The organism is Cytobacillus pseudoceanisediminis (assembly GCF_023516215.1).
Classification (GTDB): domain Bacteria; phylum Bacillota; class Bacilli; order Bacillales; family Cytobacillaceae; genus Cytobacillus; species Cytobacillus pseudoceanisediminis.
In genome coordinates this window covers 276,009-290,843 of sequence record NZ_CP097349.1, presented here as the reverse complement: position 1 = coordinate 290,843, position 14,835 = coordinate 276,009, and the positions used below count along the sequence as shown (strand labels likewise).

Genomic DNA, 14,835 nt, shown 5'->3' with positions numbered 1-14,835 from the left:
GTGGCACCCCTTTCTAATCAATAATATTTTCGAGGCCGTAGACGAGAGTATCAATTTTTAAAACTGTATCGACAGCAAGTTTTACTCCAGACATAAAGGAAGCCCTGTTATAGGAGTCATGGCGGATGGTCAATGTTTGTCCCTCCGAACCGAACATAACCTGCTGATGAGCAATCAGGCCAGGAAGCCGTACAGAGTGTATATGCATGCCATCAAAGTTTGCGCCTCTTGCACCAGGAATCGTTTCCTTCTCCTGTGAATGGCCCTGCTCTTTGTTCTCTCTTACATCAGCAATCATTTCTGCTGTTTTCACTGCAGTTCCAGATGGAGCATCCAATTTCTGGTCATGGTGGAGCTCTATAATTTCCACATCGTTAAAATATCTTCCTGCTAATTGTGAGAATTTCATCATTAATACAGCACCAAGTGCAAAGTTTGGGGCAATAATGCAGCCGATTCCTTTTTCCTGGCAAAGTTCTTCAAGCTCTTTCAAATTTTCCTTCGAAAAGCCTGTTGTCCCAACAACTGGTCTAACACCATACTCCAGTGCTGTTTTCGTGTGGAACATTCCTACTTCCGGAGTGGTCAAATCAATAAGCACATCTGGTTTTAGTTCCTGAAAGCATAAGGCAAGATCTGTGTAAACCGGAACCTGGCCAAACTGTGAAAACCCTTCAAAATCGCCAAGAAAGCCTCCTCCATTTTTATGGTCGATCACTGCAGCTATTTCATAATTTTCTGTTCGATTAACAAGCTGGACGGCTTCACTTCCCATTCGTCCCCGCGGTCCCGCTATAACAATTTTAACTTTATCCATTGTTTTCTCTCCTTCTATTCTTCAATTCTTGTCCATCTGTCTTTATCACGTGTGCTGAATTTTTTCATGACACGATCGTGCGCTTCTTCCAAGTCAATATTTAAGGAATTAGCAAAGCATATTAGAACAAAAAGCATATCTCCAAGCTCTTCTTCGATCGCTTTTTCTTCCTCGGTGGATTTTTTGGGTTTTTCACCATAGTAATGGTTTACTTCCCTGGATAGTTCCCCAAGTTCTTCAGTCATTCTTGCAAGCATGGCCAATGGACTGAAATAACCTTCTTTAAATTGGCTTATGTATGTGTCTACTTCTGTTTGCATATCTTTCATTGATTTTGCTGGTTGCATTTATTTCACCTCTGCTTTTTATAGGTGTATCTATATACGGAGATTACCACTTTTCATGTTAAGCTAAAGATCGGCTATTTTACAAATATTTTTTATCATCGAGCTTATTTGATTCCCCTCTGCCATCTTGTCCCGGAAAGGTCATTGCTCTTATATTCTGTATCTTATATAATTAGATACGCTTTGGTATTGTGATATTCAGGCAGTGGAGGGATAATATGCATTTTGGAGTAAAATTTAAGAATATTTTTTTCATTTTGCTTGGTGCGGCCATTTTTTCGTGGGGCCTTGTTCATTTTAATATGCAGAATAATTTGGCTGAAGGCGGATTCACCGGGATAACACTGCTCTTATATTTCCTGTTCAAGTGGGATCCTTCTTATACAAACTTGCTGCTGAATATACCCCTTTTCTTTATAGGGTGGAAACTTCTTGGCAGGAATGTTTTTGTTTACACGATTATCGGAACGGTCGCTGTGTCCATTTTCTTGTGGATTTTTCAGCGGTACCAGATCGAAATGCCTCTAAAAGAGGATTTAACTCTTGCTTCTCTATTCGCCGGAGTCTTCATCGGGATTGGACTTGGGACCATTTTCAGGTATGGGGGCACAACAGGCGGAGTGGATATAATCGCGAGGCTTACCCATAAGTACGCAGGGGTAAGCATGGGAAAAACGATGTTCATTTTTGACTTTTTTGTTATAGCACTTTCTTTAATTACATACTTGGATTACAGGGAGGCCATGTATACTCTTGTTGCTGTTTTTATCGGTGCCAAAGTAATTGATTTTATGCAAGAAGGCGCCTATGCAGCAAGGGGAGCGATGATCATTTCAGAACAAAATGAAGCGATTGCCGATAAAATCATGAAAGAAATGGACCGGGGTGTCACCGTGTTAAAAGGCCACGGCTCCTTCACTAAGATAGAACGGGAAGTGCTCTATTGTGTAGTTGGCCGCAATGAAATTGTTCGTTTGAAAAATGTCATCACAGCTGTTGATCCGCATGCATTTGTATCGGTTACAGCTGTCCATGACGTACTGGGGGAAGGCTTTACTCTGGATGAAAATAAAAAGCCGGTTGAACGCTAAAGAATAGATCCAGGAGATGCCATAATGGCATCTCTTTTTTCAGCAAAAAGAAAAAGCCAGCTAGTGGTCTTGCCCCTGTCAAGTAGACAACATAAAAAGCTAAGCAGTGAGCGCGTGTCGATATTCAATCGGCGCGCGTATCTTTAGTTTCTTTTGTCTTCGTTTGTAATGGTAGAGGTAATTCTCAAGAGCTTGTTCTAGTTCTTCTTCTGACTTACACTTATTTATATACAGCTTCTCGGTTTTGAGGTGTGAGAAGAACGATTCTACACTGGCATTGTCCAGGCAGTTTCCTTTTCGAGAGTGGCTGCCCTTGATGCCATAATCCTCTAATCGGCTGCTGTATAGCTTTGACGTATACTGGAAACCTTGATCTGAATGGAGAACGGCTTCAGCTACGTCTTTTTTCTTGTCCATTTTTCTACTGTATTTAACACAAGTTCCAGATCATTTCTCTTAGATAGCTCCCAACTTACTATTTCGTTATTAAAGAGATCCTGTATGACCGATACATAATAAAATTCTTCTCCAACAGACACATATGTTATATCCGTTACCATCTTTTGATTAGGTCCTGCAGCCCTGAAATTCCTTTTAAGGCGATTAGGGAAGAGGATAGAAGGACTACGACCGTGCCATTTTCTCTTCTTTCGGATGACTGATTGTATGTCCATTTCCATCATCAGCCTGCAGACCTTCTTGTGGTTAATTAAATACCCGTTTTCATTTAATTCATCTGTAATACGAGGCCGGCCAAATTCAGGATGCATGAAATGGATCCCCAAAATGTGCTCACGGATGACTTGTTCATCCTTAGCCTTCTCTTCCCGTTTAACATTCGTTTTTTTCCATTTGTAATAGCTAGCCGGTTTGATATAGGCAATCTCCAGCAGCCAGGAGACCGGATAGGTCCCCCTTAACTCATCAACCAGTTCATATTTTATTCTTCTGGGTATGTTTCCTCCTCCTTTACCAGATTTGGATACTGCTTTTTTAGAAATTCAACCTGTGCTTTTAAATAATCTCTTTCCTCTTCAACCGATTTAAATTTAGTCCTAGGCCTGCCTTTTAAAGGGTTAGAGACTCCTTACGCTCATCAAATGGTACTCCATCTTTCCATTTCTTAACCCACACTTTAAGCTGGCTGCAGTGACGAATTCCCAATTCTTCTGACAACACTTTATAGCTCTTAGACCCATTCACGTATCTCATGACGGCATTATGTTTAAACTCCTCCGAATAGCTATTAAAAGTTTGTCCTTTCTTTGCCATAGAAAAAATCCCCTCCAAGTAGCATTCTTTCCTCCATGGTAACATGAAGGTTTTTTTGAATGTCTACTTAAAGGGGACATTAACACTAGCCGGCTTTTTTAAGATAACTATCTAGCAGCTTTTCTTACTCGGATCTTGTCATACCTGTGTAAATAAGGATTAAACGCAGCAATTCCAGCACAGCAACAGCTGCTGCCGCCACATATGTCAATGCAGCTGCATTCAAAACTTTTTTGTTTCCCGTTCTTCATCGTTTCTGATAATTCCGAGGGACACTACCTGATCCATTGCACGATTAGAAGCATTGAACTCCACAGGAAGAGTGATAACCTGGAATACCACTGCAGCTGCCATAAAGATAATTCCCAGCAGCACCATTCCGCTCAATCCTGCAAAAAAACCGATCATGATCAGAATCCAGGAGAAGTTTGAACCAAGATTTGCAACAGGCACAAGCGCATGGCGAAAACGCAGAAAAGCGTAATCCTGATTATCCTGAATTGCATGGCCAACCTCATGGGCCGCAATGGCAGCTGCTGCCACTGAATGGCCGTGATAATTTGTTGCTGATAGCCTGACAGTTTTAGAACGCGGATCATAATGATCCGTTAAATGTCCCCTGGTCTCTTCCACGCCAACGTTATATAGGCCATTTTCATCCAGGATTCTTCTGGCTACTTCAGCACCTCTCATTTGTGTGGATGAAGGAATTTTTGAATATTTGCTGTAAGCTCCCTTAACTTTCATTTGTGCCCAGAGCGGAACAAGAATAATTATTGCAAAATAAATGAGATATCCTCCCATTTTGTTACCCCCCATCAAGCTGATCATGTTGAATTTTAACCGCTGGCTTTTCTCTCCAGCATATGAGTAGTTCTAATTATCTTTTTCCCATTTTCCTTTATTGCAAAACGGAAAAGACGCTCAATTATTCTTTTTGTTCAAAAATAAGGGTGTAGAAATTTTTGAACTTCGAGGACTGTCTAGCTACAGCACCTACCACCTGGAGGTCACAAGCTTGTCTAGTTACGGCTCCTAGGGACCCGGGGTCATAAGCCGTTTCCTTCCAGAAGGAAAAACACCTTCTTACAGGAACCATCTTATGCCTGTCGTCCCTGGGCAGTCGCCTCCACTTTTCGGTTTGTCTAGTTACGGCTCCTAGGGACCCGGGGTCATAAGCCGTTTCCTTCCAGAAGGAACCATCTTATGCCTGTCGTCCCTGGGCAGTCGCCTCCACTTTTCGGTTTGTCTAGTTGCGGCTCCTAGGGACTCCACATTTCGGGGACTCCCCCAAAAAGGCAAAGAACACCTTTTCATGAGGCTCGTCTTGTGCTTGAGGCACACAGGACAATGTAGGCTTCGTCAGCAAAAACATCGCACGACCGAAAGCGAAGCTTTTAGGAAGACGTGGCGTTCTTAGTCTGCGTTCCTTTGTGGGCAAGGCGCTTCCTCTTTTCTTATCACGATCTGTTTTTTTGTCTTGCCCTGTCTCCCTTATATTTTCTCCAGCCTACGTAAGATAATGTAATGATGATAATACTCCCGGTTGAAATGATTACCCACCAAAGGGATGGGTCCGTTTCATCTTCTGTCATTTCATCAAAGATTGTCTGCAGATCATTTTCCAATGCCGCCAGCTCCTGCTGACTTGCCTGCTGAGAAAGCACCTGCGGCCGATAATGATCGATAAAATTAATGCGTGCGTTCAGTTTTTGTACCTTTTCGGCATCAACATCAATTTTTAAACTGGGATAAATAACCTCATATAAAGACAAAAAGGAATTCAAATGTGAATGAAAGTTCTCGTTATTGCCTCTGTATGCCGCTTCCTTAACTTCTCCAAATACAGTCATAATCGGCTTCTCCATTTCGGTCCACAAAGGCTGATACTTTGAGGAGATTGCATCCATAACCAGGCGGAACTTTGTTGCATGATTCAGCCGTTCTTCATGGCTCATTGATGTATTGACAGCAGCTTGTACAGCATCATCATGAGAGACTGTAATAATCCGGAGTTCGTCCATTGTAAATGGCCTTTCCTTGCCATTCACAGCAACAAATTGCTCGGAAAAATACTCCAAAAGCTTCTTGGCATCCTCATACCTATGAAGCTTAACCATCTGTAAGGCTTCATTAGATAATTGATCTAATTTATCTATTTGTGTTGTCTTATCCGCAGACACCATTCCAGGCAATAACATAATAATGAATAAGAATGCGATTACTTTTCGCCTCATTAAACTTGTCCCCCTCAAATTACTATTAGATAAATATGAAAAGAGGGACAAGGTTAGACCAGAAATTAATTCAGCCAGCCAGGATATTTCTTTCAAACAAACGAGGAACCAAATCACTCAATGGTTTGGATTAGGACAATCGGAGCACTATTTCACTATATCCAGACTAAACCGATTCTTTCTTAAGACGAAGTAATAAGCGGTTCCTAAGGAAAAAATACTGAGCCAAAATGTAAAGTAGCCAATTTGCGGTGTGTAAAGATTTAAAATAGGGTAGCGCGGCAGCATGAAAAAGACATAATCAATTACATCATTATGAAGAGTCCAAATTGCTGTTAAAACTAGATGCCATAGTTTAAAACGGTAGAATGGTGCATACAAAACACCCTGGACTGCCATTGCACCATGCGAGAAGATCAGCATGAGCGCTACAGGATCCAATTCACCTGTCACCTGAAAAACGAGCAAATTCATAACCACAGCCCATATTCCGTATTTAATAAGGGTTACAATAGCTAGCGCTTCAAACAGCGGCCAATTTTTGCCCAATAGAAAGGCGATAAGCACAAACATAAAAAACAGGCTCGCTGTAGGACTGTCCGGTACGAAAGGCAAAAAAATCGGCGGTGTATCGACAAGCTGCCACTTATACCATACATACCCATAAATTGTGCCTGCCGTGTTAATGACCAGTAGCAGTATCAGCATAGCTCTGCTGCCTAATAAAGGATAGATCCATTTCATATTTTGTTCTCCTTCTCTATGTACACGATTATTTCATTATTTTACCACACCAAATGCCTGTAAAAAAACCGAACAATTTTTGTGCATAAAAAAGAAGCTGGCAGTGCCAGCTTCTTTACAAATTATTTGCTTTCAAGGCCAGAAATAAACTCAGCAAGCTTTTGAAGTTCTTCATCAGTGCCTTTGAACATTCCCGGAGGCATGGCGCCTTTACCGTTTTTAGCAATGTCAGCAACTTCTTCAGGTGTTAATCCAGTATCAACAAGTGCAGGTGAACCTGCTCCACCCTGAAGATCTCCTCCATGGCAGGAAATACAGCCGTTCGCTTCAAAAATCTTGTAGCCTTCGTCCTCTTTATCAAATTCTACTTCAGCTACAATCTTACCTTGCTGTGCAGCAGCTTCCCAGTCATGGTGTGCAACAGACTCCCAAGTCAAGAAAGTGATGCCGGCAAGAGCCAATAGCATGAAGCCAGTTGCTAAAGGACGCTTGGATGGGCGGCGTTCAGGTCCGCGGTCAATGAATGGCGCAAGCAGCAAAGCTCCAAATGCAAGACCCGGTATAATGAAAGCACCGATTGCATTATAAGGTCCTGAAGCATAGCTGTATTTCAGAAGCTGGTACAAGAACAGGAAGTACCAGTCTGGCAGCGGGATATAAGCTGTATCACTAGGATCAGCAATTTTTTCTAATGGCGGCTCATGCGCAATTGTCAAGCATAGGAAACCGATAAGGAATACAGCCCCTACCATCCATTCCTTTAACAGGAAGTTTGGCCAGAATGCTTCTGTTTTTCCTGGATATTCCGAATAGTCTTTCGGGATATTCGGTTTGCGTTCTGCAGGAACACGAGAGTCACCTACGAATTTCATACCTTTACCACGATGCATTGGGCGATTTCCCCTCCTTTTGCAATGATCAAAAAATTATTTCTTACAACGGTCCTGAAATACCCTGTTTACGAATCATAATAAAGTGGGCAGCCATTAACCCGAATAGTGCAGCCGGTAAGAAGAATACATGGATGGCAAAGAATCGGGTGATCGTCTGAGCGCCGACAATATCAGAATGTCCGGCAATAAGTATTTTCAGATATTCTCCAATCAGCGGAGTTGATTCTACGATCTGGATTGTTACTTTTGTAGCGAAAAGGGCTTTCATATCCCAAGGCAATAAGTAACCTGTCAGTCCAAGTGCAAGCATAATGAAGAAAATGAGCACTCCGACAATCCAGTTTAATTCACGGGGCTTCTTATAAGCTCCCTGGAAGAAAACACGTAACGTATGTAGGAACATCATTACGATTACCAAACTTGCTCCCCAGTGGTGCATTCCGCGGACAATCTGTCCAAATGCAACATGGTTCTGAAGATAATACACGGATTCCCATGCATTTTTAATATCCGGAACATAATACATTGTCAGGAACATACCGGATAAAATCTGAATTACAGTTACAAAAAACGTCAGACCGCCAAAACAGTAAACGAATGCAGAGAAATGATGTGCAGGGTTTACATGCTCTGGAACTTCGTGGTCAGCAATATCCCGCCAGATCGGCGTAATATCTAAACGTTCATCTACCCAATCATAAATTTTGTTTAACAATTATTACGCCTCCTTTCGCGGTTCAGCCTTGCCTAAATACAAAAAGCCGTCTTTTTCTGTGTAAGGAAATACATCCAGCGCTGCAACCGGCGGTGTACCTGGAACGTTTGTCCCATCCTTTGTATAAAGGCCGCCATGGCAAGGGCAGTAGAAATGATCAGGGTTTGATTTGTCAGTATTCCAGTCGACTACGCACCCTAAATGCTTACATACTGGAGACAATGCTACAATTTCACCTTTTTCATCCTTATAAACCAAGCAGTGCCGGTAACTTCGGATGTGTACCAAGCATCCTGCTGTTCAAATGTGTAATCAACCCTTGTTGGCGTTTCAGTAATTTCAGCCACTTTTTGCTTTGTTGGGATAAAATCACTCTCACCAGCTGCCTGCAATACAGGATCGACCGCAAAACGGACCATCGGCATCAGCATGCCAGCTGCCATGAAACCGCCTACACCAGTAAGTGTATAGTTTAGGAATTGACGTCTAGAAACTCGATTTTTGCTCATACTTTTCCCCCTCTATTATGAAGTTAAGTCCAACGGACAAAATTCAACACAATATAAAACTAGGACATAACAATGATATATCAATCTTTATGTAAGGTCAATATAATCCTTTGGCGAAACATGTAAATAGAGCGGCTTAACATTCACACTATTCACCATTTTGCCACTTTTGCACGAATAAATTCAACAGCTGCTTCACCTGGTCATCCAGAATGGAATTTCGATAGTTTTCATCCATATGCTCAAGAGGCAGGGATGGCAGCCAAATCAAACCTCCTTCCAAGCGGTCTTCAAGGGATTTCCACATGCTATCTGAAGTTAGAAGGAATATGTGCTTAAATCCCTGTGCCTTCAATTCTGCTTCCCATTCACTCAAGCCGCTGAGCAGGCTTTCTTCCCCTGCTGATTTCAGATAGGCATAGCCAGGAAGCATGATCAGACGGCCTCTGAATTGCCGTTCAAGCTGGACACTTAGAAGCGATATAAATTCTGTCATGGCTACAGACTGTTTAATATCATCACCAAATGATACTGGAAGGAGCGGCAGAACTGCAGTGTCTACATATTGCTTTTCTTTAAGGAACATTTCGATATCCTGTGATACCCATTTCATATCATTCACTCCATTACATATATTTGCCTCCCTTAATATATCATTAATGCTTAGAGTGCTTCAAATCAGATTACGCTATAGGGCGCAGACAAAAATAAGAGCCCTGCTTTTATAAAAGCAAGGCTTAGGTTGTTTCTAATTTATTCAGCTGCTGAGTCAAAATGTTAAAAGCTTTTTTATCCTGCTTATCCAGTGCTTCATCAATCAGCTCAAGAAGTTTTTCTCTTCTGAACTTCTCCAGGCTTTCTGTCAGGAACCTTTCCGCGATCAGCCGGTCCTTTTCATTAATCTGAAGTGTTTTAGGCATAAAGGGATTTTCCTCCATGACAGCTGCATACTGATGGGCCTTGTTGGAAGCATGGAAATTAAGCTGAATGTAAATCTCTTCATCCCTGTTTAAGCGGATATCATGGAAGGACTTCTCCGCATCTGTAGTCATTACATTCTCTTTATAAAAACGGAAAGGAACTTCATCCACACAGTGGGCGGACATGATCAGGCCTCTTGGACAATACTGTGCCTGTTCCACAAAATGCACCTTCTCCATAAGCTGGTCATGGCTCATCAAATAATTGAGAATCCATACGCATTCTCTTCTTTTGAGCTGATAATGGTTTAAAAACCAGCGGATAAAATCTTTCTTCTCGTTGACAGATACAGGGGTCGCCATTTTTGATTCCCTCCTCTGCTTACAGACAAATTTGGCCTAACTGAAATTACAATAAGGGCACCCTACGCTAAAAAAACAGCTTCCTTATTTAATCAAGAAAATCATCAGTAAGTCTTTCCAGAACATCGAGGTACTCTTCATTGCCTGGCTCCAGTTTGATTAATGTATTAAAAATTTCGGCAGCCTCTTCCCTTTTTCCTTCCTCTGCTAAAAAATATCCGTAATCTGAAAGAAAATCAGGCTGCTGTTTAAAGAAAGTATATGCAAGCTGGTATTTGTTTAATGCCTCTGAATATTCTTCAGTATGCTGAAAGGCAACAGCTGAATCCCATATAAGCTGCGGCTCTTCAAGCTCGTTCAAAATATCAGTGATCTCGATTACATCTTCATATCTTTCGTGCTGCAGAAGCAGTCTATTTAAATAAATGGCTGCCTGGACATATTCGGGATCCAGTGCAAGAGCCTGTCTGAACATATCTTCAGCTTCTTTTTCATTGCCATTTTTCAGGGCAAGCTTACCGCCATAGAAAAATAGTTCTTTATTAAATTCGTCCAGTTTAATGCCTTCCTTTACCGCTTCAAGGCCTTTTCCAGCCTCTTCCTCCCTCTCATATGCCTGGGCAAGATATAAATACAGTGAATGATACTCGGGGTCCAGATCCTTCAGTTCTGTCAACTTTTCAATTGCTGTACGGTTAAAGCCCGCTTGCAGCGCTGTAAAAGCATAGCTGAAAAGGGTATTAATCTCCAGTTTATCAGCAAGCGCTTTTTCGTAATATGGAAGGGCTTCTTCAAATGCTCCTCCTGCGCTGAGAATATCCGCCATTCTCTGATTTACATTTATCCCCGCAATGACTTCCTCTTTACCGAGAACATTTTCGTAAATCCGCTTTGCTTCCAGGAATCTTCCCTGCTCTGCATAAAGTTCTCCCAAAGCAAAATCTACAATTACTTCTTCAGGCAATATTTCTTTTGCTTTCAGCAGCTTTTGTTCGCTGACTTCGAATAGACCATCCATTTGATAAAGGTCTGCTAATAGAAGAAGCGACTGCGGAAAGCTTGGATCATGCTCATTTATTCTTTCAAGGACGAGGATGGCTTCCTCTTCATTTCCCAGATCAATATGTGTTTCAGCTAACAGAACGAGCAGTTCCCCTTCTTCCGGATATGCTTCCAGAAGACGTTCATATAATGCTTTTGATTCTTCAAGGAACCCATACTGGAACAGTTCTTCTGCCAGCAGGAACCTTTCTTCATGTGAACCATCCAGCAGTATTAGCTGATAGCTCTCCAATGCTTCTTCGTGATGACCGTTTTCTAAAAGAGTAATGATTTTATTTACTTTATCCATACTAAATTCCTTTCGAATGCTAATCGGCTATTTTAAAGTAAGCTGGCGTACTGATATTAACATGCTCGCCTGACCCTGAACGGAAAACCACTTCTTGCCCGGCTCGTATCACTTTCCCCCTCAGTACAGAAACAGCAAGTTTATCTCTATGATAATGAAACAGCTGTGATTCTTCAACGGTAAGACCTTCTGCAGGTTTTTCATATAAATTATAGCTGATTTCACCACCCTGATGGATATTTCCTTTTAACGGGTAAATTCCTGCTTTGGAAAGGACTGACCGGGATAGCGGTTCGTGTTCATTCAGCTCATTTGGCATGGAAGGGATTTTCTGCTCCTGCATCATTTTTTTCCATAATGTATTAATTCTGCTTTTCTCCTTTTCATTCCTGCTTGCAAAGATTGGGGAAAGCGGGCAATTATAAGGAAACATGGCTTCCCGCAGCCACCCCCATGGTACAGCTTCAAGCTCCTTTGCATCCTGTATTTCAACAAAAACAACAGGAACCCTTTCCCTCTTGCATCTTCTAATAAATGAAGGTGTGAGGAGACGGACAGGAATCTTAACACCAATAATATAATCGATTGGACTGCTTAACAAACTTGCCTTAAAGCATTTCAGGTCACTCTTCATGGAATATTCATGCTTTACAGGTGCGGCTGTTAGGAAGGCTGTACAGCCTTTTAATAGGAACTCCCTTATATAATACTCTTTGAGTTCAATAAAAGGCTTTTCCAGCGGTATAGATGTATCCAGAACCACAAATCCTGCAGCCATAATAAATGCAGCGGCATCCATTCTGGCAAACTGAAACCTTCTCATTTCTGCCTGCATCAGTGAAATCTCATTATTCTTGATCAGCAGTGATGTTTTTATCAGCTTGTCTTCCTTTAAAATATTTGCATTCTCAATAATATAAGTCATAAAACCACCCTCTAAAACGGTCTTATGACAAGCTATGAATTTTTCTCGCAAATATGACTGATTCAATAGAAAAAGAGCTGCAGGAAATCAGCTCTTTTTTAAATGACAAGAATGTCCAAAATTCCGAAGTTTGATAACTATCAGCGCAAGCAGCCTGCCTCCTCGATGTGCCGGGGCGTGCAAGGCGCTTACAGCTTTTCTTACGTCTCCGAAATCAGGCTTTCAAAATGCTCAAAAAACGACGGATAGGATACAGAAATAGCTTCTTTCTGTTGAAGCTGAACTTCCCCCTTTGAAATGGCAGCGGCAACTGCAAGCATCATGCCGATTCGATGGTCCCCATGGCTTGAAACAGTACCTCCAGAAAGGGATGCCCTCCCTTTGATCACCATTCCATCTTCCGTAGCAGTAATATCGGCTCCAAGCTTTGACAGTTCCTTGACAACCGTATCAATGCGATTCGTTTCCTTGACTTTAAGTTCTTCTGCATCCTTGATAACTGTTTCTCCCTCTGCCTGTGTTGCGAGCAGGGCTATAATAGGAATTTCATCGATAAGCCGAGGAATGAGCGCCCCTTCGATAACGGTTCCTTTAAGAGTGGATGTTCTAATGGTAATATCTCCTGCGGGCTCGGCTAAGCCATTTTCATATGGCTCAATGCTAATATTTGCACCCATCTGCTGCAATACCTCAATGATGCCGGTTCTTGTAGGATTGAGCCCGACGTTTTTCAGTTTAATCTCACTGTTAGGCACAATGGCTCCTGCAGCCAGGAAGAAGGCAGCAGAAGATATATCGCCTGGAACATGGATTTCCGTCCCTGTTAGCGTTTGACCGCCTTTAATCCGAATGGTATGCCCATCTGCTGCAACTTCCCCGCCAAATTGCTTAATCATTCTTTCGGTATGATCACGCGTCTTCATAGGTTCAATAATGACTGTTTCCCCACTGGCCTGCAGGCCGGCAAAGAGCAGCGAGGATTTTACCTGTGCGCTCGCTACAGGAAGCTCGTATGCTGCCCCGGCCAACGGTCCGCCAATTACTGATAAAGGGGTAAATTCACCATTCTTCCTGCCATAAATCTTCGCCCCAAATAAACTAAGCGGTGCGGTAACTCTTGTCATTGGCCTTTTTGCAATTGATTCATCCCCGACAAGGACTGAATGGAATGGACGGCCAGCCAGGATTCCCATCATAAGGCGAATGGTTGTACCGGAATTGCCAACATCCAGAATAGCTTCGGGTTCATGTAATCCATCCATCCCCTTCCCCATAATTGTGACTTTATTGCCTTCCTGTTCAATAGATACACCCAGCTTTCTAAAGCAGGCTATCGTACTTAAGCAGTCCTCACCAAGCAGGAAATTGGTTACAACAGTCTTTCCCTTTGCAATTGATCCAAACATCACAGATCGATGAGATATGGATTTATCACCTGGTACCGCAATTTCTCCGCTTAATCCCTTAAGATTTGTCCTTAAATTTGCCGGAATCATATTAATCACCCTTTGCTGGTTTATAAAGGTCTTCCCTGCTGAACTATAGACCGATGGTTGTTTCATAGCTTGTATATTGTTCTAAGCAATTAATGGCCCGTTCCCGGTCCTCTTCAGTTTGAAAGCTGATAACCAAAACTCCATAAATTTCTTCTCTTGTTTCCAGAATTCTGATATTCGTAATGCTGATTTCTTCCTTAGCTAAATATCCAGTTATTTCTGAAATGACACCTGGGTAGTCCGGCACATCGACGAAGAGATCATAAAATGCCGGAATTGCGCCTTTTTCTTTTTGCGGCAGTTCATCCCTGAACAATTTTGCACGGAGGAAATACTCAAAAATGCCCTCACTGTTTTCTTGCCTGAGGATTGATTTAACATTCTCCATTTCCTCCTGCCAATCCTCCATTAACTTAAGAAGCACTTCTTTATTCTGAAGCAGGATATCTCTCCACATTGCAGGGCTGCTGGAGGCAATCCTGGTAATATCCCTGAATCCGCCGGCAGCCAGTCTTGGAATCAGCTTTTGTGAACGGCTTGTTTTTTCTGCCTGATGCACTAGAGAAGCAGCCACCATGTGCGGAAAATGGCTCACAATACCAGTTATATAATCATGTTCTTCAGGCGATAAGGTTAGAAATTTTGCTTTCGTCCCTGTGAGCCATTCTTTTAACCTTTCAACCTCTGCCGTGGAAACGTGCTCTTCAGGAGTGAGCAGATAAAAGGCATTTTCAAAAAGCAATGCTTTTGCTGCAGTAACACCGCTCTTATGAGAGCCAGCCATTGGGTGGCCTCCGATAAACGTAATTCCTTTTTCCTTCAGTACCTTAGCGCAGCTGACAATTTCCTTTTTAGTGCTGCCTGCATCCGAGATGATGACCGTGTTTTTTAATTCACACTCTTTTAATATATGTATAATTTTTTGTGTCTCCTGCACAGGTGCAGCTATTAAAATTAAATCGGCGTCCCTTGCTCCATCCTCAATTGTAGAAGAAATTCCATCTGCGACCCCAAGCATTTCAGCAAGGCGTCCCTGCTCTTTATTTACATCAAAGCCGATGATCATGCTTTCACTATGGCTTCTTTTTATCGATAATGCCAAAGAGCCGCCGATCAAACCAAGGCCGATAATAAAGATTTTCCCTCTCATCCTCT

At 42.2% G+C, this 14,835-nt stretch carries 16 protein-coding genes and 2 pseudogenes; 1 reads left to right on the top strand and 17 read right to left on the bottom strand.

Annotation, left to right across the window (positions count from 1 at the left end):
- Positions 1-13: 13 nt before the first annotated feature.
- Positions 14-817, bottom strand: coding sequence for a 4-hydroxy-tetrahydrodipicolinate reductase (dapB, locus tag M5V91_RS01620; RefSeq protein ID WP_009332726.1), 804 nt, complete (start codon positions 815-817; stop codon positions 14-16).
- A gap of 14 nt (positions 818-831) precedes the next feature.
- On the bottom strand, positions 832-1,164 hold the full coding sequence (locus M5V91_RS01615) for a nucleotide pyrophosphohydrolase (RefSeq protein ID WP_019380450.1): 333 nt from the start codon (positions 1,162-1,164) through the stop codon (positions 832-834).
- A 218-nt stretch (positions 1,165-1,382) separates the two neighbouring features.
- Here M5V91_RS01615 and M5V91_RS01610 point away from each other — a divergent pair, with 218 nt between their 5' ends.
- Entirely contained in the window at positions 1,383-2,255 is an 873-nt protein-coding gene (locus M5V91_RS01610; protein ID WP_019380451.1) for a YitT family protein, read from the top strand.
- A gap of 99 nt (positions 2,256-2,354) precedes the next feature.
- Here the strand turns inward: M5V91_RS01610 and M5V91_RS30235 are convergent, their stop codons facing one another.
- From M5V91_RS30235 to M5V91_RS01545, 15 genes and pseudogenes are all read right to left on the bottom strand, one after another.
- Positions 2,355-2,672, bottom strand: a complete 318-nt coding sequence (locus M5V91_RS30235) for an IS3 family transposase (protein ID WP_167543169.1) — start codon at positions 2,670-2,672, stop codon at positions 2,355-2,357.
- Positions 2,651-3,187, bottom strand: coding sequence for an IS3 family transposase (locus M5V91_RS30230; RefSeq protein WP_369425969.1), 537 nt, complete (start codon positions 3,185-3,187; stop codon positions 2,651-2,653). The genes M5V91_RS30235 and M5V91_RS30230 overlap by 22 nt, the downstream gene beginning before the upstream one ends.
- A gap of 136 nt (positions 3,188-3,323) precedes the next feature.
- The gene (locus tag M5V91_RS30225; RefSeq protein ID WP_369010369.1) at positions 3,324-3,527 is read right to left on the bottom strand and encodes a transposase; all 204 of its coding nucleotides are present in this window, start codon (positions 3,525-3,527) and stop codon (positions 3,324-3,326) included.
- 124 nt (positions 3,528-3,651) lie between these two features.
- Positions 3,652-4,331: pseudogene (locus M5V91_RS01600) on the bottom strand (zinc metallopeptidase).
- A 656-nt stretch (positions 4,332-4,987) separates the two neighbouring features.
- Positions 4,988-5,764, bottom strand: a complete 777-nt coding sequence (ypjB, locus tag M5V91_RS01595; protein ID WP_009332733.1) for a sporulation protein YpjB — start codon at positions 5,762-5,764, stop codon at positions 4,988-4,990.
- A gap of 147 nt (positions 5,765-5,911) precedes the next feature.
- Positions 5,912-6,508, bottom strand: coding sequence for a lipoprotein heptaprenylglyceryl N-acetyltransferase LhaT (lhaT, locus tag M5V91_RS01590; RefSeq protein WP_009332734.1), 597 nt, complete (start codon positions 6,506-6,508; stop codon positions 5,912-5,914).
- Positions 6,509-6,630: 122 nt separating this feature from the next.
- Positions 6,631-7,398, bottom strand: a complete 768-nt coding sequence (locus tag M5V91_RS01585; protein WP_009332735.1) for a menaquinol-cytochrome c reductase cytochrome b/c subunit — start codon at positions 7,396-7,398, stop codon at positions 6,631-6,633.
- A gap of 43 nt (positions 7,399-7,441) precedes the next feature.
- A complete protein-coding gene (gene qcrB / locus M5V91_RS01580; protein WP_009332736.1) occupies positions 7,442-8,116 on the bottom strand; it encodes a menaquinol-cytochrome c reductase cytochrome b subunit in 675 nt (224 codons plus the stop codon).
- A 3-nt stretch (positions 8,117-8,119) separates the two neighbouring features.
- A pseudogene (locus M5V91_RS01575) lies at positions 8,120-8,625 on the bottom strand (Rieske (2Fe-2S) protein).
- 148 nt (positions 8,626-8,773) lie between these two features.
- Positions 8,774-9,238 carry a YpiF family protein gene (locus M5V91_RS01570; RefSeq protein ID WP_019380393.1) on the bottom strand — a complete coding sequence of 155 codons (465 nt, stop codon included), beginning with the start codon at positions 9,236-9,238 and terminating at the stop codon, positions 8,774-8,776.
- A gap of 124 nt (positions 9,239-9,362) precedes the next feature.
- Positions 9,363-9,908, bottom strand: a complete 546-nt coding sequence (locus M5V91_RS01565; RefSeq protein WP_009332739.1) for a ReoY family proteolytic degradation factor — start codon at positions 9,906-9,908, stop codon at positions 9,363-9,365.
- A gap of 88 nt (positions 9,909-9,996) precedes the next feature.
- Positions 9,997-11,259 (bottom strand): tetratricopeptide repeat protein, encoded by a 1,263-nt coding sequence (locus M5V91_RS01560; RefSeq protein ID WP_217028192.1) that lies wholly within the window; start codon positions 11,257-11,259, stop codon positions 9,997-9,999.
- Positions 11,260-11,278: 19 nt separating this feature from the next.
- Entirely contained in the window at positions 11,279-12,184 is a 906-nt protein-coding gene (locus M5V91_RS01555) for a hypothetical protein (protein ID WP_251175110.1), read from the bottom strand.
- Between the two features lie 200 nt (positions 12,185-12,384).
- Positions 12,385-13,680 carry a 3-phosphoshikimate 1-carboxyvinyltransferase gene (aroA, locus tag M5V91_RS01550; protein ID WP_217028187.1) on the bottom strand — a complete coding sequence of 432 codons (1,296 nt, stop codon included), beginning with the start codon at positions 13,678-13,680 and terminating at the stop codon, positions 12,385-12,387.
- Positions 13,681-13,723: 43 nt separating this feature from the next.
- The gene (locus M5V91_RS01545; protein ID WP_009332743.1) at positions 13,724-14,830 is read right to left on the bottom strand and encodes a prephenate dehydrogenase; all 1,107 of its coding nucleotides are present in this window, start codon (positions 14,828-14,830) and stop codon (positions 13,724-13,726) included.
- Positions 14,831-14,835: the final 5 nt, after the last annotated feature.